Origin of the sequence: Pauljensenia sp. UMB1177 (assembly GCF_030217965.1) — a bacterium.
Lineage (GTDB): Bacteria > Actinomycetota > Actinomycetes > Actinomycetales > Actinomycetaceae > Pauljensenia > Pauljensenia turicensis_A.
This window is the reverse complement of the sequence record NZ_JASOOV010000004.1, coordinates 95,878-117,564: the sequence shown is the minus strand read 5'-3', so window position 1 is coordinate 117,564 and position 21,687 is coordinate 95,878. Positions and strand designations below refer to the sequence as shown.

Genomic DNA, 21,687 nt, shown 5'->3' with positions numbered 1-21,687 from the left:
GTTGCTGTTAGCCGGGTAGGCCCGCAACTTAGCGGGCCTACCCGCACTTGCTTATGCGCGACGACGCTTGGATACAGCCCAGATTCCCGCAGCGAGCAAGGTCACGCCCACTACTGCCAGGCCTTGAACTGCTGCGCCGGTGCGAACCAACGGAGGTGGGGTGTCCTTGGTGTTAGTAACCACGTATCCCTCGGCTGCACTACCACTCATGGAGGGGGTGTAGCCAGGAACCTCTACCTCAACCACCGTATAAACGATCTCAGTCTTTTCACCATCAACCGTCACATACTTCGGTAGGTCGGTAAACGTCCCCTTCCAGCCATTCTCAGCAGTCAGTTCCACAGACTTATCCGTCTGTTGACCATCAGCCAACAAGTTGATAGTCACAGAACCCGGACGGTCAGCCTCCACATCACCAGACCACCGCTTCTCAACAGGTACCGAGGTAACTGGCGGAGCTTCCTTGGTGTTAGTAACCACGTACCCCTCGGCCGCACCACCGCTAATGGAGGAGGTGTAGCCAGGAACCTCTACTTCAACAACCGTGTATACGATCTCGGTCTTCTTACCGTTAACCGTCACATACTTCGGCAGGTCCTTGAAGGTTCCCTTCCAGCCATTCTCGGCAGTCAGTTCCACAGACTTATCCGTCTGTTGACCATCAGCCAACAAGTTGATAGTCACAGAACCCGGACGATCAGCCTCCACATCACCAGACCACCGCTTCTCAACATCGACCGACGTGGGAGGTTCGTTAACGATCTCGACCTCGATGGTCTTGTTTTCCTCGTTTTCTTTGATCACTGCGCCGTGAGACATGTAGCCATCGACTTGATGCTCAATGAAGGTCAGCGGGATCTTCTCGCCCGTCTTGGCATCAATGAGGGTGCTTGGATCGGGATAGTTGGCTAGCTCAGCCTTCCAACCATTCTCCTTCGTGAGTTCCACGGTCTGCAGCGTCTTGTCACCAAGTTTCACGTCCACCAAAATGCTCTCGGGGCGATCCTTGGGATCATCATTAGCCCACTTCTTAACCAACTTCAGTTCCCAAGGTTCAGGTTCGCCGAAGGTCAAAGTACCGTTGTTTGCGATACCTCCACCCGACATTCCTGTGCCGGTGGCTACGTTATCGGTGATCTTCACAGTGGCAAGAGTCTCTGCAATCGCCTTAGCGTCCTTAGTTGGCACCGACTTGAAGGCAATGTTGTTAGTAACTGTTTCGTTTGGTTTGATGGCAGTGTTGTCCCCATCTGCCGAGTAGCGTGGAACCTGGCTTTCAGCGGACCAGTTACTGTGAATATTGTATATGGAACCGTCCTGGAACCAAGCGCGGGGGCTTCCGCCGAGCATACGCTCAGTAACCTCGACCGCATGGCCCGCTACTGGCTTATCGAATTCGTGTTTGATAATGCTGGCGAAATCATCACCGGCACCGGCGAGTGTCCCCTTGACGACGTTAGGAGCCTCGTTATCAAAAATCGCTACGCCGCGCGTCACGTGCATAACGGTGGAACCCGTGGGGCAATTCCACACGCCACCACCTTGAGCGCTTGCAGGATGGTTACCAGCGCCTATCACGAAAACATCCTTGATTTTATTACCGCGTATAAGGCCGTTATAAATCGTCACCTCGGCCTTGGTGTCGTTGTACATCGCCCCGCCACCCCAAAAGCCTTGCGAGGTGTTGTCGCTCAGAATTGCAGCGTGGATCTCGGCTTTTGTAGTTCCACCGAACGAGATGCCTCCACCGGATTTTGCGGCCGTGTTAGAAGTAATGTCTGCGCCAGATATTTCAACCTTGGTATCATCCGCACTGATTGCCCCGCCGAAACCAGTGGATACGTTCTCTGTGAACGTTGCACCGCTGATGTCCAGCGTTCCTCCACTTTGATACAGGCCACCTCCAGAGCCTTTATACTCCCCGTTGTTGTTGCCTTGAACAACGACTCCACCTGATAGCGAAACATCACTATTGACAAAGGCAAGACCCGCACCTAACTCTGTGGTGTTCTCCTTAACGGTTCCTCCAGCGATATTCGCTGAGGTTCCCTCACCGTAAACCGCACCCCCGTAGCCATAGGACCGGGGGTGGCTGACAACGTTCCCGGTTAGTGTTCCACCCGTCATCTCGAAGGTTGGATGTCCGTCGTCTCGCGCCCAAAGGCCAATCGCGCCGCCGTAACGCAAACCGTTGTTACCGCTTACCGTTCCGCCTTCTACTCGCACGGTGCCGTTGTAGGCGGTGATTGGAGAGTATTTTTCTTTTTCTACCCCCGCCGGGAGAAGTTTGCCGGACTCATCTGAAACGTTGTTTCCGGAGAACTCAGCGTCTCCACTGATGGTAAACGTTCCGCCATTAACAAAAACGACCGGGCCGGTTACCGCAGTGTCGCGGATCGCGCCACCTACTAGGCTCATATCTCCAGCAACGCTAAACTGCGCGTTGGTGAAAGTCGGACCGGATAGGGTGAGCGTTCCACCCTCTTCTACCGAGAACAGCGGGGATCTCTTTCCGCTGATCTTTCCACTACCCGTGAAGGTGACTTGTTTCCCCGCGGGCACAACCAGCGGCTGAGCACCGTCCTCTACGGTGATTTCTGATGCGATTGACAGTTCTGTTGACTCGCCGTCACCAAGACCCTCTACCGCCGTAATAATGTCGTCCCAAGAAGTAATACCGGCTGCCTGAGCTACTCCCCCGGACAACCCGACTGTTGCCAGCACTGTGGCCAGCAAAATCCCGAATGACCGCACCCAAGGGCCTCTCATTATTTGCTCCTCTCATACGAGCGACCTCCGGTCTGCTCAACAACGGGCCAGATTACGCGCAACGTAACTTCGAGTCTTTCACATATGGGACTCAATTCCCAAGTCTTTTCGCGATCATTTGGCTTAGCGAGATTTCTTGTGTTTCCGGCCACTTTCACGCCGGGCGACATGCCGGATCGTATCTGACGATCCCCGCTAGGTGTTGGCTCGCGTTGTGATTATTTTGTCTACACAAAGTAGTATCTTGTTTCTTCGCGATTCCTCTGACAGTATGGCTTTAGTCCTACTAAGCTCTCCGGCCATTTTCCGAGGCTCTTCTCGCGCTCTAAAGAAAGAAGAAAAGTGAAAAGCACAAAGCGTTACAGTTTTCTCCCCGCCTTGTGGGCAGCATGTCTAACAGTATTTCTAGTGGTGATGGGCACCGGCCTTCCTCCGGTTGCCGAGGCCGCGCCAGAATCCCCGGACCGGCAGGTCCTCAAGTGCTATGAAGAGGGTCGGGTTCTGTACTGTGAGCCGGACCGCCTAGAAGAACTCATTGCGCAGGCTGGAACCACCCCGACCAGGATTGAAATTGGTAACGGTACCGAGACTCTGCTGACGAAGACTATTGTCATTCCCGCTGGCGCAGACATTGAGCTAGTGGACGCAGACATATCTCCGTGGTCATCAGAAAGCAAGATTATTCGTGATGACGGTGATTTCACCGGCAGCCTACTGAAGGTTGAAAAGGGCGCAAAACTCACCCTCTCTGATGGCACCGGAAAAGGCGAGGGCATCACTATCGACTCGCGCGCACAATACGACAATGTTGTGACGGGCTCCAGCTTCTCACCCACGATTCTTGTGGAGGGCGAACTGGTGATGAACGCGGGCACCGTTACTGGTGCGCGGAAGCTGAGTGGCTTCTATCAAGGTGCTGTCACGGCGCAGGGCGAAGAATCTAAATTCATTATGAATGGTGGAACGATCACCGATAATCACCGCCTGAAAAACAACCCCGGAAGCGTTCAGCGTGGCGCAGGTAACGTTGCATTGAATTCCGGCGCCACGATGGTTATGAACGGTGGCGAGATCTCCAAGGGCGAAACAGATACATCGGCGGGCGCTTACGGTGAAGTAGGCGGAATTGGCGTCTTTAACGGTGCCCACCTAACAATCAACGGTGGCAAAGTCACGCAAAACACGGGGTGGATTGGGAATATTAATGTGTTCTCCTGGATCTGGGATTGCCCAGCGCGTGATGAAGACACGACGTCAACGCGAGCAACGTTCGAATTCAATGACGGTGAGATCTCAGAAGGTGATGCAAGCTTTGGTGGCGGTGGCATAAACATCTTCGGAAATGCCGACGTCACGATGAACGGTGGCACCATCGAAAACAACCATGCGGGCAACGGCGGCGGCGTAAATGCTATGGACCTGTTCGTGTGGGGCGCGGCTGGCACTTGGCAGGAAGTTGCCGGGGACGGTTTCAACTGCACCAAGGCTAAATACGGCGAACCGAATACGGAAGCCTGGACCAAACTTTCCCCCGGCGGCTTCACTATGAATGGCGGTAGCATTATCGGCAACAGTGCTTCCCGCACAGGTGGCGGCGTAAACGTGGTTTCCAACGGTGTACACCTTAACGCAGGTACGATCGAGGGAAATACTGCTAGCCAACAGGGTGGCGGTATCTACGTTGCAACCAAGTCGTACACCGCCCATTTCAAGGACACCCTCATCACCAAGAACAGCGCAACCGACGGAGGCTGGGTTGCAGTCGGCGGCGGTGTTTGGCTCTGCCCCACAGGGAGCATGCTGATACACGTCACGAACGGCGTAGCGGTATTCGATAACGAATCCCCAACGACTGCTACCGATCATCACTGGGGCGATGACATTGCGCATGATGCCTATGGAGGCTCCACTTCCGCACGCATGCTTATCGATTCGCACATGCTAGGTGGCGGCGAACCTACCCTGTATAAGGATGGCGGATTCAATCAGCCTCGTTTCGATGCCGAGAATCCTGGTAAGAAGCAGGTGTTCGATGGTGAGGAGAGGGAATCCGACGAAACCAGTGATTATCGGACCTCGCTTCACAACGCGGGCCTCAAGACCATTACTGACCAGAACGCGAAGAATAACGCGAACTCCTGGGCAAGGTTGATTATCACGAAGAACCAGTCTCCGCGCGGTGGCGGTATTGGCTCAAACGGTGGACTTGAGTTTGGAACCCCAGAAAAGACCGAGGTAAAGGTTTCCAAGGCGTGGAAGGACTCTAAGGGCAACGACCTTGTTGACGAAGCTTCTAAGGTTGCTGTCAAGGTGCAGCTGGTGGGATCAGTTGGCGGTGAGAAGTTCTACATTGGCCAGCCGGCAGAGCTCAATGCTGACAACAAGTGGACGCATACGTTCAAGGACCTGCCCAAGACCAAGACCGTCAAAGGTGAGCAGGTAGAGGTCACGTACTCGGTTGAAGAGCAGGGCGTTGACGGAGCCAACACAGTTAAATTGGAGGGCACCGCGCAGGACGGCCTGAAGATCACTGCCCCACTAGCGATGTCACCTGTAAACGTGCAGCTCCTGCAATCTACCGACGGCATTAACACGAGCCCCGTGGGTGATCCAGTAGTGCTAGATGAGACGAATGACTGGACACATACCTTCGAAGGACTACCAACCACGAAGACCACTGGGGACGAGGATTCCGAGAACACCGAGGAACTCAATATCTCCTACTCCGTCAAGGAGCTGGGCGTGAGCGGATTTACCATCAAGGTAGAAGGTGATACAGAGGAAGGCTTCACTGTCACGAACACCCAGGTACCTCAACCCACGCATGTGGATGTGACCAAGGTGTGGAAGGACAATAAGGGTAACGATCTTGACGCGGGTTCAACAAAACCGGTTAAGGTCCAGCTGACCAGAACAATCAATGAGGAAACCAACCCGGTTGGTGACCCTGTCGAACTAAACGCTGAAAACGAATGGAAGCACACGTTCACAGATCTGCCTCGGTTCATGATCATCGACGGCAAGCGCGCAAGAGTCACTTACGCCGTTGAAGAGCTCCCCGTTGACGGCTTCACCTCTACGGTTTCGGGCGATGCGAAGGATGGCTTCACCATCACTAACGTGAAGAACCCGCCGACGGAGAAGCCACGCAAACCGATGCCACGCACTGGTGCTGAGATTGGCTCGGCTATTGTCCTCGCACTTGCCCTGCTTGGTGGTGGCGTAGTGCTAGTAAGGCGCAACCGGGAATAACACACCACATGCGTCGCCCAATAAACCGGGTAGCGCATAGCCCGTAATAGTTTGGCCGGCCACTTCAAGTGAAGTGACCGGCCAAACTCATTTAAGGAACGTTGCGCATAATCTTTGCTCTACTCCCCGTACAGCGCAAGGCTCGGCAGTACCGTGACGGCGCGTAATGGAAGCAGGCTCGCCTAGAGCTCGGCTAGACCAGCCTCGTAGGCAATCACATACCCGCGAAGGTCTTGGGGAAGGTATTCGAGGGCGGTATCGGACATCAATCGCATTTGGGGATCTACTCCCCCGTTGTGCTTGTAATACGCCCAGGCGATCGAACCGGTGATGGCCCCCATGGTGTCGGCGTCACCACCCAGCCAGATGGTGTTTCGGATTGCCTGCTCAAAGCTTTCCGATTCGAGGAACGCCTGGATCGCCTGCGGCACGGTTTCCTGGCAGGATTCGTAAAATCCGTAGGTGGGTTTGATTTGTTCGATGGTGAAGTCGAGGTCGTAGAAGTTTTCGCGAATGTAGCCTGCTATCTCCTGCTGTGTTTTACCTGTTTGCGCTAGGTAGATCGCGGCAGCTACAGCCTGCGCGCCTTTAATCCCTTCGGGATGATTGTGTGTGACTTCCGCACTGGCCTTCGCTAAATACAAAGCCTCTTCAAGGCTGGTGGCAAGTTCTGCCGCTGCACACACCCGCATCGCACTACCGTTGCCCCACGAGTTGTAAGGCTCTGGATTCTCTTCGCTTAGCCACATCCCAAAACTGCCGCCGTATGCGCCTTTCGGGTCTGGAAACCTGCGCCCCATCGTTTGCATGTGCGATACGAGGAGGTCGTGCAGGTTCTGCTCCGATCTGGTTCGCTCATCGAGTGCCTGGTAGTCCTTGATGGCCATGGCAACCGCGATGGTCATCAAGGAGTCATCAGTGAAGTCCGCTGCTTGAGGAAACAGCTCAAAGTCGTAGGTATCAACGGGCTGGAACTCATAGTCTGAGCCCACAATGTCACCAATAATCGCGCCAATCATTCTCTGCTCCCTGTTCAACTATTGTTGCCGCGGATAGGCATTCTGCATCCAGCTTCGGCAACTATCTTTCGCTTTGCAATCCACTCTATTTCTTTAGGGACGGCGTTAAACCAGAAATCGCTTTACAGCAAGTTGAATCGGCCTAGGCGGTTCTATAAACTCGAGATCGGATCCTAACCCAGTTCGGCTGGGCACCTTGAAAACTAAGGAGACAATTTGTCAGATCCAGCGGCTCTTGAAACCTCTTCAGGTATCGATCAACAGGGCATTGATCTCGTGCCACCACATCGTCGGCACGGAAAAGCTATCGACTTATTCTTCCTCTGGGCCGGCACAACCACGAACATCTTCACCGTCTCTTACGGCGCGCTGCTGGTGATTCTTTTCGGCCTCAGTTTCTGGCAGGCTATCGCGGCGATCGTCGTCGGCAACCTCATCGCCTACCCACTGTTGGCGCTGGCCTCGTTGCAGGGCCCCAAGACCGGCACGACCAACATGACGATCAGCCGCTCTAGCCTGGGTCCTCGAGGCGGACGAGCAAATGGCCTGTTCTCGTGGCTGATGTTGCTCGGCTTCGAAGCTGCCGGTCTGGTGCTCGTTTATTACGCGATTGCCGCGCTACTAGGCATTTTCGGCGTCGATATCTCGGGCGTTACGCAGGTCGCGGGCATCGTGGTGCTCGGCCTTATCCAAATGCTGCTGCCGCTGATCGGCTACAACTTCCTGATGGCAGCGCAGAAATTCGCCACGATCATTTTCGCCTGCGCGTTCGTAATCCTGGCAGTACTGATCCTGCCCAAGGTAAACATCGCGACGGGTGAAGTAGGCGCCGACATCAACGCGATGATTAGCGCGATCAGTCTAGTAGTGGTCTCCGGCGGCCTGAGTTGGGCATGCTCCGGCTCGAACTTCTCACGATATTTGCCCGAAGAAACCAGCCCGTTATCGGTTGGCACCTGGGCCGCGCTGGGCGGTTTCGTGCCGTACCTCTTGCTGCAGAGCCTAGGCGCCGCCATGGCTACGGTCGCAGTCGGCCCCGACGTTGACCTCTCCGACCCGCTAGCCGTTCCCGCGATCTTGCCTGCGGGGTTCTCTGTGCCGTTTCTACTTCTAGTGGGCTTCGGCCTGATGGTACAAAACGGCACCAACCTTTATTCGTCGTCACTCAACCTGCAGACCGCCGGCATCCCGGCAAAGCGCCCGGTGGTTGTCGTCACTGACTCGATCATTTGCATCTTGATCACTATCTTCGCGGTCGCCCAGTCGTCGTTCTACGCGCTGCTGAGTGCCTTCGTCGGTTCGCTGAGCGTCTGGCTAGCACCTTGGATCACGATCTATCTCGTCGATTGGGTCATGAGACGTGGCAATTACGATCTGGCTGGCTTGATGAACGACAAGGGCGGGGTCTACTGGGGCGTCGGGGGCGTGAAGCTGCCCGGATTCGTCTCACTGATTGCCGGAATGATCGGTTCCGCGCTATTTGCCAACACCGGATATTTCATCGGCCCGATTGCAGCTGCGATCTCGCCGCAACACCCGGAATATGCCCCTGACTTGGCGATTCCCGCCGGGATAGTGGTCAGCGGCGTCCTGTTCATAGCACTCACAATCACCAATAAAAAGAAGAACTTAGGGATCGCGTGACCGCGCGCCCCTAGAGCGAAGGAGTAAAAATGCCTAACCGGCACGTAATGGATGTGGCCTACGGCAGGGCACATGCTGACAAAATCATCGAAAACGGCAAGCTGGTTAATGTCCTAACTGGCGAGATCTATCCAGCAGACGTGGCCATCGCGGACGGCCGTGTGGCTGCCGTCGGCGATGTGTCTGTGCAGAAGGGCCCTAATACCGAGATCATCGACGCCGAGGGTCGCTACCTGACCCCGGGTTTGATCGACGGCCACTTGCACATCGAGTGCTCGAAGCTCTCTGTGACGATGCTCGCCGACATGGTCGCACGTTATGGCACCACCTCGGTCATCTCCGGACTCGATCAGGTGTTGGTCGCCGCAGGCATTGACGGCGTCAAGGAGTTCCTGGCGGAGGCCGCCGACTCGTCGGTACACGTCTGGTGGGGAGCACCGGCTAAGGCGCCCTACACCATCCCCGAGTCCAACGTCGGTTATGCGTTCAAGGCCGAAGACCACAAGATAGCCCAGGAGCTGCCCGAGTGCGTCGGCCTCTGGGAGACGGTTCAGGAGATGGTTGAGGACGGCGACGAGGACGTTCTGGCCGCGATGGACATGGCGGAGAAGAACCGACTGCACGCCTTCGGCTGCGCGCCTCTGGTGGACGCCCGCAGGGTGGCTGGATACGCCTCTTCCGGGGTCGTCCTATGCCACGAGTCTTACTCGCCTGAGGAAGAGCTGGAGAAGATGCGCAACGGCATCGACATCATCATCAGGGAGTCGACCGCGGCCCCGATGCTGCGCGAGAACATCAAGCTGGTCACCGAGATGGGCGCCCCGAGCGACCGTGTCGGTTTCTGCACCGATGACATAACCTCGAGCGATGTGCTTGGCCGTGGCCATCTCGACTACGTGGTTCGCCTGGCCATCGAGTGCGGCGTGACCCCGATGCAGGCAATTCAGATGGGCTCGATCAACACCGCCCGCATGTACAAGCTCGATCACAAGATCGGCTCGATCGCGCCCGGCCGCTTCGCCGACATCCTGTTCGTGGACGACCTGAATGACTTCCGACCCGCACGCGTGATGACCGCTGGCCGCATCGTCGCCGAGAACGGCAAGTCGGTCGTAGCTCCGGTGGCGCCCGAGCGCACCTCGGTTGTGACCGACACCTTCAAGCTGAAGGAAGTGGACGCAAGCCGCATCAAGGTCGAGGCCGAGGGCTCCAAGGCAGTCGTTCAGGCGATAGTGCTCAGCAAGGACGTGGCCTTCCGCCGTCCCGGCGCGGAGATCGAGCTGGACATCGTCGACGGCGTGGTTCAGCCCTGCACCGAAAAGGACGCAATCATGGTTGCCGTCGCCGAGCGCTACGGCAAGACCGACAACCTGCCGGTTGCCTTCATCAACGGTTTCGGTATCAAGAAGGGTGCGATCGCGACCTCCAACTCGCCAGATGACAACAACGTCGTGGTGGCCGGAACCAATGCGGCAGACATGGCCCTCGCTATCAACGAGGTGACTAGGCTTGGAGGTGGCCAGGTGGCTGTTGCCGATGGCGAGGTCATCGGCAGGTTGCCACTGCCGGTAGCCGGCATCGTAGCTGACATTCCAGCTGAGGAGATGGCCGCTGCCGAACAGGAGATGGATCGCATCGCCCGCGAGGAGTTGGGCAGCGATCTGCCGTCGCCGTTCGGCCAGCTGTTGTTCCTGTCGATCACCGCAATCCCGGAGTGGGCGATCACCGATCTGGGCCTGATCGACTGCGTCAAGTTCGTCGTCACCGATCCCGTAATTTCCAGCAACTAGGACTCAAAGTGAAGATTTCACCCTTCGTTCAGAAACTGCCCAAGGTTGAGCTGCACCTACACATCGAGGGCACGCTCGAGCCGGAGCTGAAGTTCAAGCTCGCCGAGCGCAATGGCATCAAGCTCGCCGAGGAAACCCCCGACCAGGTTCGCGAATCATACGATTTCGACGATCTGGCGTCCTTCCTGGCTGCGTACTACGACGGCATGAACGTGCTGCTGACCGCCGAGGATTTTTACGACCTAGCCATGGCATACCTGAGCAAGGCAGCCGAGCAGAACGTGCGCTACGTGGAAATATTCTTCGACCCCCAGGCGCACACCTGCCGTGGCGTCTCGTTCCACACCGTCATCCATGGTCTGCACCGCGCCCAGGTCGAGGCCGAGAAGAAGTTGGGCATCAAGTCAGCTCTGATCATGTGCTTCCTGCGCGACTTCCAGGCCGAGTATGCGATGGCCACGCTGACCCAGGCCCTGGATTACAAGCACTGGATCATCGGCGTCGGGCTGGACTCCGACGAAACTGACAATGCGCCCGAGAAGTTCGCCGAGGTCTTCGCTCGCGCTCGCGAGGAGGGCTTCCTGCTGACTATGCACGCTGACGTCGACATTAAGAACTCGATCGAGCACATCCGCCAGCTGATCGAGGAGATTAAGGTTGACCGCATCGACCACGGCACTAACGTCATCGAGAACCCCGACTATGTGCAGTATCTGGTGGACAACAAGATCGGCCTGACCAGCTGCCCGATTTCCAACACCTGGGTTTCGGACGGCTCCAAGACTCAGCTGATCAAGCAGTTATCTGACAAGGGAATGAAGATCTGCATCAATTCCGACGACCCTGCATACTTCGGCGGCTACATCGGCGAGAATCTGCAGCTAGTTGCCGATGAGTTGGACGCAGATGAGGACTTCCTCAAGCAGCTCTGCCTGAATGCGGTGGATATTTCGTGGGCCACCCCGACGCTCAAGAATCAGTTGCGGGAAGAGATTGCCGCCTGCTAAACCTTTCCAGCAACATAATTGGAGCCTTGGCTCAATGAAGCTGCTCCTCCGCACTTCAACTCGGAGGGGCAGCTTTTATCTTTAGACGCCGCTGTCTGGCGGGGGATCCTTCAGCAGATCCTCCTCCCAGGCAGCCTTCTTCACACTTTCTAGGTCGACCGGGTCCTCGATATGTTTCTCAGCAGCCGCAATGATTCGCTTCTGCTGCTTGACAACGAAGCGCTTGATGTTTTGGCCGGCGACGCTATAAACCGATTCGAGAACCTGCAGCAGCGAGATCACTACTAGGGGTTCGTCGGGAGTACACACCAGTGACAAAAGCTGTGTACACAAAGCCTTTCTTCGTGCGCACATAAGTAATGTCCGCCACCCACAGCCCCGATTAGGGCCAGGAGCCCTAAATTCACGATTTACCAAGTCTGGGCGAAGATCCGGGCCCTTGGGCTTACGCCTTGTGATTGGTGCTCCGCCTTTGCCCTTGCCGGACAAACCAGCGCTGCGCATCAGCCGGGCTGTTTACTCGCGGCCGATGTCAATGCCCTGACGTTGCAGCACGCGCCACATCTTCCGCACGCCGTAATTTTCAGCATGAACGTCGCGAATATGCTCCACGAGAGCAGCGTCGCGAAGACTGCGGGCTTTAGACTGGCGGTACCCACGCGAAGTAAGGAAGCCGCCTTCGCGATGCGTGTTTAACGTCTGGCAGATGAACTCGACTGAGAAACGATTCCGATACTCATCAATGAACCGGATCATTTCCGACGTTTTAGGTCGAGTTCCGACGCGAAAAAGCCGAAGCTGCCTTCAACAACTCGTTGGTGTCCCTCAGCTCTTGATTCTCTCGACGCAACCGTGCGTTTTCTGCAGCAAGGTCCTCGGGCATTGATTCCACAACACGTCCTTCGCGACGAGCGGCCTGCGTCCATTGCCTCGCCGTGTGCCACGAGACGCCCAGCTTTGGTGCCACGATCTTGCAGGCTGCCTGCATGGAAATATTCTCCGCCAGGATGCGGTCTTCCACGAGGCGGACCACACGGTCCTTCGCCTCCTGATCAAATTTTCTTGGCATGTTCCAGATTTTCCCATCTACTCAAACGGAACAAAACCTGGGGCACTTCAGTAGACCGAGCCTTCCGTCACAAACCATTCAACTCAAACGAAGAACGCCTCGAAACTCTCCTCAAGTCCTACCTCAAACTGACAGAAAAGGACGCACTCATCAAAACCACACGCCACCTAATCGACATCCTGAACAAGTCGATCCCACACTCACAAACCCCCCACACAAAACGTAAAACCAGGTGATTTAGCATCCAACTAGGTTATTTGGCTCCCAAGAAGAGAAACGTAGGTGGGGTTGTTCTTGAGTTGCTCATGAGACCCTGCAGCAACAATCCGCCCATCCTCAAGAACAATAATGTGCTCAGCTATGCGAATAGAGGCAAGCCTGTGAGCAATAACAACCGTCGTGCGATCAGCCCGCGCGTGGCGCATGTTCTGAGCAATAGACGCCTCGAGTAACGGGTCAATATTAGCTAACGGCTCGTCGAGGATAAGCATATCCGGGTTACGTAAGAAAGCACGCGCAATCCCAACTCGCTGGCGCTCGCCACCAGAGAGCGTGGTTCCTCGATCTCCCACCCTCGCGTCAAGCCCACCCAGCGAAGTCACCAACTCGCTAATATCGGCATCCGCAAGGGCCCTCCAAATATCCTCATCGGAAGCATCAGGGTTAGCCAAAGTAAGATTGTCGCGCACAGTTCCAGCAAAAATATGACAATCCTGAGGCACCAGCGCCAGCCGGTCGCGGTAGCGGTCCGGCTCATAGCCGCGCAAATTCTTCCCATTAAAACGCAGCTGCCCAGAACGCGGATCCAAATAGCGCATAGCAAGATTAGCCAAAGTAGTTTTACCCGCCCCAGACTTACCAACTATCGCAACAGAACGTTGCGGATTAGCAGTGAGACTAACTTGATTGATCACCGGAAGGTCAGGCCGGTAGGCAAACACCGCGTTATCAACAACGAAATAGTTCGCCTCCCCCTCATAGGTTGTGTGCTGAGGTTCCGGGATAGTAGGAATCGGGTCTTTCACGTGAAGAATAGTGTTAATCCGGTGCGCACAAGCACCGATCTCTCCCACACGCCCAAGCATCCCCACCAACGTAATGGCCGGTGTGGAAACCAGCCCCGACAAAACCACAGCAAGGGGAAGTATCGCCACATCCAAACTGCCGTCAAGCACACGTCCAGTGAGGATAACTAACAAAATTGTAGAGCCGATCGTGGTAACGATCATCGCGAACGTTGACTCCCACGCTTGCCGCATGGTTTGTGCGTTTTTTGTGGCCTGCACTTGGCGCGTCAAGACAAGAATAAGTTGGTTTTGTTTCTCAACCATTCCAAGGGAACGTAACTCGCGTTGCCCCTGAATAGAATCCAACACCGCAACCCGCAATTCGGCTAGCTGACTACGTATCTGCGCACCCTGCATACGCTGAAGAGGCATAAGGATGAAGGGAAATATGATCATAGCAATAGTGGGCACTAGCATGATCAGCCCCAACGGACCCACAAAACTCACAAGAACACCGGTGAACACTACTGGCGAAAACACCGCGCAGATTGCGGTAGAGGCAGTGTGCGCATAAAACCACTCAAGCTGTTCGGCATCATTCATAGCCGCTGACGCCACATCGCCGGTACGTTGACCATGGAGCCCAAGTGGCGCGATCCGTTCTATAGCCCCATAGATATGCACTCGTAAAGTGTGCAAAATTCGGTATGCAACCTCGTGCGACCACCACACTTCGAACAGGGTGCTGACCGCATAAACCGCCACCAAGGCGAACAGCAAAGTCGCCAGTGGTGTGAGGTTATGAGCGGGGTCGAGAATGAACTGGGTTGAAACCCACACGGACGTAACCGATACACCCACAACACTGATTTGCGCTAAAGCGGTGACGATCGTGGACGCCACGAAAAGAGGAACACATTCGCGTAGCCGTTTCATCAGCGCCATGAAGTCGCTAAACGTAGAAAACATGGTCGATCAGACTCCTAACTGTGCGTCAATAAGCTGCGACCACGCATTGTCTTCACCGGCCAGCATCTGTGGCGCACCAGCGCAGAACACGCGACCATCTCCCATCACCACAACGTGGTCCGTTTGTGCAGCAACATCCGTACGGTGGGTGACCAGAATCAGCGTGAGATCTGGGTAGGCGCGGCGGATATTCGACAGTACAGTAGTCTCGGTCTGTGTATCCAACGCGGACGTAGATTCATCGAGGATCAACAACGGACACTGGCGAATCAGAGCGCGCCCAATCGCTAACCGCTGTTTCTGCCCGCCAGAAAGATTGTGCGCGTGCTCTTCAATCACCAGGTCGAGCACACTGTCGTCCCCCGCTTGACCGCTGCCCCCCTGGTGTAAGTCGTTAGCGCATGCCAAGATTAAGGCGTTCATCATTGCCTTGTCATCCGCTTTCGGATTAGCTTCAGCCAATATGGATCTGATAGTTCCTGGAAAAATAATCGGATCTTGCGGAACCAGGGTAGCTACCTGCGCGATGTCCAGTTGGTCTGCTTGCACGCCGCCAACGGTGATCGTTCCACTATTGGGATGGTCAAAACCCATCAGTAGACCTAGTGCCGTGGATTTACCCGACCCGGACAGACCGACCAAAGCAGTTGTTTTACCGGGTGGCGCGTCGAACGTGACGTTTGAAAGCGCGGGCTCCGTAGCGCCCAAGTATGTGTAACTGGTATCGATAAAGGACACCCCGGTGCCATCCTGGCGATGTCCAGCCGCTACGGAGGGTTTGTCGTGGATGCCCTCTTGATTGAATAGTTCACTCATTGCTGGCAGAGCAGAAATCCCAAAGAATGCCTCATGCCAGCACGTTGACAATGCGCTAAACGGGCGAAACAGCTCAATCGATAACAAAGTAATGATGAACAGGTGGCTCAGCGGCATGTCTTCCGCCCGTATCAAACTGATAGCGATGACCAGGCCGAGAGCAGGGCCAAGCACCTTCATCATGCTGGACAGGCCGGTTTCTCCCAGTGAAAGGCGAAGTTGCCCCATCGTTGTTGACAGCAATTGACGTGATTGCTTGGCCAGTTTTTCGCCATGAATCTGAGCAGCCCCAAATGATTTCAACGTCCCCATGCCCATCATGGCGTCAACAAAGTCCGCGTTGAGATCCTCATACGAAATCCAGTGGGACTGCCCTCGATCAGCAAGGGCTTTATCCCATAGCCGAGGAATAGCGATAATCGCAAGGCCACAGACCAGTAGCACTCCTGCAATCAGCGGGCTGATTGTCCCGATAGCTATCGTCAATCCTGTAGCGGTAATGACAGTGACCGCCAACTGGGTGAAGTACTTAACGAAATAGGGTTCCACTGCCTCTACCCCATCGGTAATAACCGACTGTATTTGCCCGGAACGGCCCAGCCCTGCCCGCATAGGACCGCGAGCGTCAAGTTGTCCGAGCAGGGCTTGCCGCAACCGGCTTTTCACCACCAGTCCCGCGCGGTTTTGTAACAGCTGCCCTCCCACATCCACTAGCGGGCGAACTAATAGCAAAATGACGATAGCTACGATCAGGCCCATCACTGTAGGCATGTAGCGGGTAGCGAGTAGCTCGTTAAACAGGAGCGCGTTACACACCGCAGTAGCGATGAACAAACCAGAGACGAGGACGCCCGCCAAAACTGCGGGAGCCAACAGCCCCACGGATACTCCAGCGGCGCGCATCACTAAGCGCTGTTTCATGAGCATGGTCATCTACCTTCGCATCTTTAGAGCAATGAGGACTAGACACCAAATTATACTTAGATTAGCCTTACCTAAGTGAAGTTTGGCATGTTTTTCGGACCATGACAAGAGCGCACAGCTTTACTACGCCAACCAGGAGGGCTTGTGAACACGCGGATTTTGCAGCGCATTCACGTACATGCGGACACTGTCCAGCTCCTCGGAAAGATCCGTTTACCTGCTGAAAACCTGCTCCGCCTTGGCTGGGAAACTGCTCTGGCCACGCAAATCTATGGGGGTTACGTTACGACAGCTAGCGCGAATATGAAGGACATGTACGCACCATGCTAACGAAGCGATACCAACGCCTTGTCCTAGTCACCGCGTTATCCATCTTGCTGATATGCACCTTTGTCGTTGCAGTAATCGTAGGAGCTACCGACATCTCACTATCAGTAGCGCTTGAAGGCATCAAAACCACACTACTGAACACGCCAACCAACGACGTTGATACCCAAATCATCGAGCAGGTCCGATTCCCCCGCGCTGTTCTTGGAGCCACAGTTGGTGCTGGGCTTGGCGTATGTGGCCTCATCACCCAATCACTTTTGCGCAACCCGCTAGGAGACCCCTACATCCTCGGCATCTCGTCGGGCGCTTCCGCGGGTGCGGCTGCCGTCATCGTCTTGGGAGCCTCCAGCACTGTACTATCCGCATTGGGCGTCACCATCGGGGCTTTTCTTGGCGCATTAGCGGCCATCATCCTCGTCACCCTTCTGGCCTCGGCCGGTGGGAAAATCACGCCCACGCGTATCATTTTTGCAGGCATGGCAACCACCTACTTGTTTTCAGCACTGACCAGCCTGATCACGCTCATGGCAAAAAACGCTGCCGGCACTAAATCGGTCATGTTTTGGACGCTCGGCTCGCTATCCAATGCCACTTGGGCTGACACCACGCTTGCCGCCACCGTCGTCATTATTGCTCTCGCCTGCTTCACAATGTGGGGAAGGAGGGTGGACATACTTAACCTTGGTGACGACACAGCAATCTCGCTGGGAACAAGCCCTCGCCTCTACCGGAACCTTCTATTCCTCGTCGTAGCCTTAACCGTTGCCGTCCTTGTGTCCCTCACCGGAGCGATCGGATTCGTTGGCCTCGTGGTCCCCCACATCGCCAAACAACTCGTTGGCTCCACAACGCGGGCTGCACTACCCACTGCTGCCTTGTGCGGCGCACTCCTTGTTGTCATAGCAGACACCTGCACTCGCATCATAATCAGGCCCGCCGAAATACCTATCGGAATCTTGACCGCGCTTGTAGGGACACCAATGCTAATGGCCCTGATCAAGAGATATTCCAAATAGAAAACAGAAAGGAAAACCTGTGATGATGAAGAAACAATTCATCGCTGGAACTCTCGGCGTTATGCTCGTCGCCGGCGCGCTTACCGCCTGCTCAGAAACTGACGAGCCCAACAACAACGCTGAAAACGCAGCTATTACCATCAATAACTGCGGGGTAGAAACTACCTTCAACGAGCACCCGAAGAAAGCCGTTTCGATGGGTGTAACCGGCTTGGCTTACCTGTTCGCAGCCGGCGCACAGGACTCCGTCATTGGCCGGGCCAACGAATGGGGCGAAGAACCGCCGGCATGGATTGGTTCAAAAGCCGATAGCATCGACGTGCTCTCCGACGAATCCATCTCAATGGAAGCTCTTTTGAAACTGGAGCCTGACTTGGTCTACGGTGGCGGGTTTAGTTCTGAAAACTCCAGCCCCGAGGCAGTCGCAGCTAAAGGCATTCCTGCGATCGTTGACGCGCCAGAATGCGCCTACTTCTACCCGGATCAACCAGAAAATGAGTCCTTCGACGCGATCTTGGCAGAAGTGACCCAACTCGGCCAGCTCATGGGCACGTCAGACAAAGCCAACGCCACGGTTGCTGACCTAAAAGCCAAACTTGAACAAGTCAGCAACGAAAAAATCGGTCAAGGGCGCAAAGTTTCTTACGCCTACTACTACGGAGAAGATCCCGAGCTGTTCAGCTACGGCAACCAGGGTGTAGTGGGAGAAATCAATAAAGCCCTCAACCTAGAAACCGCTATCGATCCGAACTACCACCCCCACCAAGGCCCCATTGCCCCAGAAGCCTTCGTGAAATCAGACCCCGATGTCATCATCGTGCTCACCGGCATGGGCGGGGCAACAAAAGAAAGCTCGCTGGAACGCCTCGCGAAGATTCCCGGCTACAACGACATGAAAGCCGTGAAGAACGGCAACATCATCTACGCCGAATCAGCCGCCGCCTACGCTTCACCCACGGCAATCTACGGCGCCCTTAATTTAGCTGAGCAGTTGAAGGAATTAGGAGAATAAACCGATGAGCGATTCTCCCCTCACAATAGAAAACGCTAGCGTTCGGTTTGGAGACACCCAAGTCCTCACCAACGTCTCTTTTGAGGTACCCCAAGGACAAATCCTTGGAATTGCTGGACCTAACGGCTCCGGAAAAACCACCCTCATGAGAGCCCTGTTCGCTGCGCAAAAACTATCCGAGGGGAGAATCGTCATCAATGGCGAACCGCTAAGCACACTCAGCTCAGGCCAAATTGCCAGACGCATCGCGGTTGTTTCCCAATTCGAACAAAACATGGACCAAACCCGCGTCATCGACATCGTGCTACTTGGTCGAGCACCTCACCGCAAAGATATTCAAGGCTACAACGCCACCGACTACGAAATTGCCCGTGAAGCCCTCGACGCTGTCGGGATGACCTACTCCCAAGACCGATACGTTCATACCCTTTCTGGAGGCGAACGCCAACGCGTCCTCATCGCCCGCTCACTCGCTCAGCAGTGCAAATGCATCCTTCTTGATGAGCCCACCAACCACCTCGACGTCAAATACCAACACCAGATTCTCAGTGTCATCAGAAAAGTCAGCGACACTGCTGTCATTATCCTGCACGACCTGAACCTTGTTGCACGGTACTGCGACAACACGATCATCCTCAAAAACGGACACCTGCACACCAAAGGCAACCCAGCAGAAATCCTGACGCCACAACTTATCCGCGAGGTCTACGGCGTCAGCGCCACCGAAGTCAACGATGCGGGCACTAAACAATTCAGTTTCAAGCCACTACCCCAAAACACGCACCCACGATAAGGGTCAGCTACAAGAACCGCCCAGGCGACAAGTAGAAGAGTGTAGCTACTTACGCAGGTAAATCCTTTCAAGATCAGCAAAACATTCGTCTAGGTAGCCTCCAAGGCCGGCCGACCTGTTTGAACAGTTCATACAGGTGGTCACCCAACTTCACATCATGGTGAATAAGAGTGCCTGAAGACGATGGTATTGCAGCGACCAGATCATGCTTGTAGAAATAGTCAAGTTCTTCTCAATCCGGCTCACTATCATCTTGGACTTAATCTGCAATTAAGAACCCCCTAGCTAACTGATCACAAATCTAAGGCAGATTACCTACTGTATCTTCGCCGCTAAAACGCCGATGTGATTCGTGTCTTTGTTGTATGTACTTCCATTCTTTGCCTCAAAGAATGGGCAAATCTTCAGGCCAATCCTCTGGCCGGCTCAGCAGGCACAAGCACCGCCATCACGTTCGAAACCATCGGTGTCAAACAGTCCGCGAGTCGAACTCAATCCGCTAACAGCCCCTTAGCTGTTTGGAGATCCTTCGCGCCTTCTAGCCCATTCCATTAAGCCGAACTTGAGTAGACATGCGCCCCCCAGCCCTGTGTCATGTAGCGCATCGATCCAGAAGCCACAGCACGACTGCACCGTAGCCACACTCGGATGCATAGGGGCACGATGCTTCTCATAAGAGTGCGACACTCAATGGCCCCGTCGTACGTGCCGCCGCCTCGCGGAGCGCATCTAACGCAATTTCATTGGACACCACAGCGGGGATGGTGCTCACGGTAGACGGCGAGCACAGCTTCACCCCACTCCCACGTGCCATCCGGTGCGACGGCGTAACACATGAACTGGCGCACGCGGGCCTTCACGTCGTTCCAACTTCCGAGGCGGGCGCACATGCTACTCGGCGACGCCAGACCGCGCGATTTCCAGTACTCCTCATACTCGGCAAGCGAGTACTTCTCAACATCGTCACAGAAGAACTGCAACATAGCCACCACGATGGGAAATCGGGTTGACTGGTTCCAAGCCATAGTGGACGTTCACCAAGGAGTCACCGCTGTGGCATAAGTTGTGAGCCCATTCTTTCAAGCCCATGGTTTTTGCCTTCAATAATGGTACCAAGATCAAAGCCTGGGCATTCCCAGGGGTAGACCACCCCACGTCACAATGGCATTTCCATATCCCGGCCCTGCCTCCAGGCCGGGGATGTCTGAGCCAACTTATCCTGATAGTTCAGGCACACGATGGAGGAACTCATAGCGCAGATTACGACTACCGGAACGAAGGTCGAGAAGCGACCGCAGCTCGGCTTGGACCTGCTCCTGCTTGAGGGCCGCGCGGACGGGCCGATTCACGTGCAGATCCCCGATACGAAATACGACCTGTATATCCTGCCGCACGCCTCACTTGATGAGTACCGCCACCACAAGAAGATGAACCAAGCGGGCATCTACTTCATCCTGGGGGATCTTTCTGCTGAAGATGAGCCGAACCTGTATATCGGCAAGGCGGCGGTACGTAAGAATAACGACGGCACCATTAAGCACATCCTCGAGAACATTCGAAACGACAAGCACCTCTTCTGCCGCAAGGCCGTGTTGCTTGTCGCACCGCCCGAGGACTTCGGAGCAACTGAACTCGGCCTGCTGGAAGACGCTTTTATAACCCTGGCGCGTGATGCCGGGCATACCACGTTGTCTAATGCTACGGGCGCTCATACGGGTCGCGCGCGAGAGCACTTGAAGAACCGTCTTAGCGTGATCATCTCGAATACGCGGCTGATGATGGCCACCATGGGGATCATGGTGTTGGAAACGATGGTGCCAGCCGACGAACACACTGATGTGACATTGGGACAAGACGAGGATGCCCCTGTGAAGTCCCGTGAACCGGCTCGTTCTGTGAGCTCGGAGTTCTATAGCCATCGGCGCAGTCATCACCGCGCCACGCTGATCAAGAGTGGCGAAGAATGGGTACTGCGTAAAGGTAGTTGGTTACTCGAAGTGAAGTCCGAAAAAGCGGCCGCGCTTCGAGAACGCCACGCCAAGTCGATCAACGGTAATGTAACGACGGCTGATATTGCTTTCTCCTCGCCGAACAAGGCGGGTATCTTCGTCAAGGGCAACAATGTCAACGCTCGGGAGTTCTGGCGTGATGCCGAGGGTAAGACCCTGGGTGAATACCTGATCAACGGGGAAATCTGAGAAGTACCATCCTTGCACCCAGAGCTTTCTGGCTCGCACCCACTTGGTGTCAACCTCACGTGAGCGTCGCTT

General features: G+C 55.2%; 17 protein-coding genes. 9 read left to right on the top strand and 8 right to left on the bottom strand.

What is annotated here, in order from left to right; translation table 11 throughout:
• Positions 1–51: 51 nt before the first annotated feature.
• Positions 52–2,769, bottom strand: coding sequence for a Cna B-type domain-containing protein (locus QP442_RS06440; RefSeq protein ID WP_103632567.1), 2,718 nt, complete (start codon positions 2,767–2,769; stop codon positions 52–54).
• 414 nt (positions 2,770–3,183) lie between these two features.
• Between QP442_RS06440 and QP442_RS06435 the strand changes: the two genes are divergently transcribed.
• On the top strand, positions 3,184–6,021 hold the full coding sequence (locus QP442_RS06435; RefSeq protein WP_285069720.1) for a Cna B-type domain-containing protein: 2,838 nt from the start codon (positions 3,184–3,186) through the stop codon (positions 6,019–6,021).
• Between the two features lie 182 nt (positions 6,022–6,203).
• On the opposite strand, the gene QP442_RS06430 is transcribed toward QP442_RS06435, so the two are convergent.
• Positions 6,204–7,040: an ADP-ribosylglycohydrolase family protein gene (locus QP442_RS06430; RefSeq protein WP_103632566.1), complete on the bottom strand. Its 837-nt coding sequence runs from the start codon at positions 7,038–7,040 to the stop codon at positions 6,204–6,206.
• A gap of 216 nt (positions 7,041–7,256) precedes the next feature.
• Between QP442_RS06430 and QP442_RS06425 the strand changes: the two genes are divergently transcribed.
• From QP442_RS06425 to add, 3 genes are read left to right on the top strand one after another with little or no spacing between them, the layout of a single operon-like run.
• A complete protein-coding gene (locus QP442_RS06425; protein WP_285069714.1) occupies positions 7,257–8,684 on the top strand; it encodes a purine-cytosine permease family protein in 1,428 nt (475 codons plus the stop codon).
• Between the two features lie 29 nt (positions 8,685–8,713).
• Entirely contained in the window at positions 8,714–10,474 is a 1,761-nt protein-coding gene (locus QP442_RS06420; protein ID WP_285067357.1) for an adenine deaminase C-terminal domain-containing protein, read from the top strand.
• 8 nt (positions 10,475–10,482) lie between these two features.
• Positions 10,483–11,481 (top strand): adenosine deaminase, encoded by a 999-nt coding sequence (gene add, locus QP442_RS06415; protein WP_103631843.1) that lies wholly within the window; start codon positions 10,483–10,485, stop codon positions 11,479–11,481.
• Between the two features lie 81 nt (positions 11,482–11,562).
• On the opposite strand, the gene QP442_RS06410 is transcribed toward add, so the two are convergent.
• The 5 genes from QP442_RS06410 to QP442_RS06390 all read right to left on the bottom strand — a co-directional run bounded on the left by QP442_RS06410 (position 11,563) and on the right by QP442_RS06390 (position 16,275).
• Entirely contained in the window at positions 11,563–11,763 is a 201-nt protein-coding gene (locus QP442_RS06410) for a hypothetical protein (protein ID WP_141089599.1), read from the bottom strand.
• A gap of 234 nt (positions 11,764–11,997) precedes the next feature.
• Entirely contained in the window at positions 11,998–12,237 is a 240-nt protein-coding gene (locus tag QP442_RS06405) for an IS3 family transposase (protein WP_103631847.1), read from the bottom strand.
• A gap of 10 nt (positions 12,238–12,247) precedes the next feature.
• Positions 12,248–12,550, bottom strand: coding sequence for a transposase (locus QP442_RS06400; protein ID WP_285069713.1), 303 nt, complete (start codon positions 12,548–12,550; stop codon positions 12,248–12,250).
• Between the two features lie 248 nt (positions 12,551–12,798).
• The gene (locus QP442_RS06395; RefSeq protein ID WP_103631849.1) at positions 12,799–14,526 is read right to left on the bottom strand and encodes an ABC transporter ATP-binding protein; all 1,728 of its coding nucleotides are present in this window, start codon (positions 14,524–14,526) and stop codon (positions 12,799–12,801) included.
• Between the two features lie 6 nt (positions 14,527–14,532).
• A complete protein-coding gene (locus tag QP442_RS06390; RefSeq protein WP_285069712.1) occupies positions 14,533–16,275 on the bottom strand; it encodes an ABC transporter ATP-binding protein/permease in 1,743 nt (580 codons plus the stop codon).
• A gap of 135 nt (positions 16,276–16,410) precedes the next feature.
• On the opposite strand from QP442_RS06390, the gene QP442_RS06385 reads away from it, so the two are divergent.
• From QP442_RS06385 to QP442_RS06370, 4 genes are read left to right on the top strand one after another with little or no spacing between them, the layout of a single operon-like run.
• On the top strand, positions 16,411–16,596 hold the full coding sequence (locus tag QP442_RS06385) for a hypothetical protein (protein ID WP_285069711.1): 186 nt from the start codon (positions 16,411–16,413) through the stop codon (positions 16,594–16,596).
• Complete coding sequence (locus tag QP442_RS06380; protein WP_285069710.1) at positions 16,590–17,612, top strand: FecCD family ABC transporter permease; 1,023 nt, start codon at positions 16,590–16,592, stop codon at positions 17,610–17,612. The genes QP442_RS06385 and QP442_RS06380 overlap by 7 nt, the downstream gene beginning before the upstream one ends.
• 22 nt (positions 17,613–17,634) lie before the next feature.
• Positions 17,635–18,624: an ABC transporter substrate-binding protein gene (locus QP442_RS06375; RefSeq protein ID WP_285069709.1), complete on the top strand. Its 990-nt coding sequence runs from the start codon at positions 17,635–17,637 to the stop codon at positions 18,622–18,624.
• 4 nt (positions 18,625–18,628) lie between these two features.
• On the top strand, positions 18,629–19,417 hold the full coding sequence (locus tag QP442_RS06370; protein WP_285069708.1) for an ABC transporter ATP-binding protein: 789 nt from the start codon (positions 18,629–18,631) through the stop codon (positions 19,415–19,417).
• A gap of 740 nt (positions 19,418–20,157) precedes the next feature.
• Here the strand turns inward: QP442_RS06370 and QP442_RS06365 are convergent.
• Positions 20,158–20,400, bottom strand: coding sequence for a hypothetical protein (locus tag QP442_RS06365; protein WP_285069707.1), 243 nt, complete (start codon positions 20,398–20,400; stop codon positions 20,158–20,160).
• 255 nt (positions 20,401–20,655) lie between these two features.
• Between QP442_RS06365 and QP442_RS06360 the strand changes: the two genes are divergently transcribed.
• Positions 20,656–21,615, top strand: a complete 960-nt coding sequence (locus tag QP442_RS06360; RefSeq protein ID WP_285069706.1) for a hypothetical protein — start codon at positions 20,656–20,658, stop codon at positions 21,613–21,615.
• The last annotated feature ends 72 nt before the right edge of the window (positions 21,616–21,687 follow it).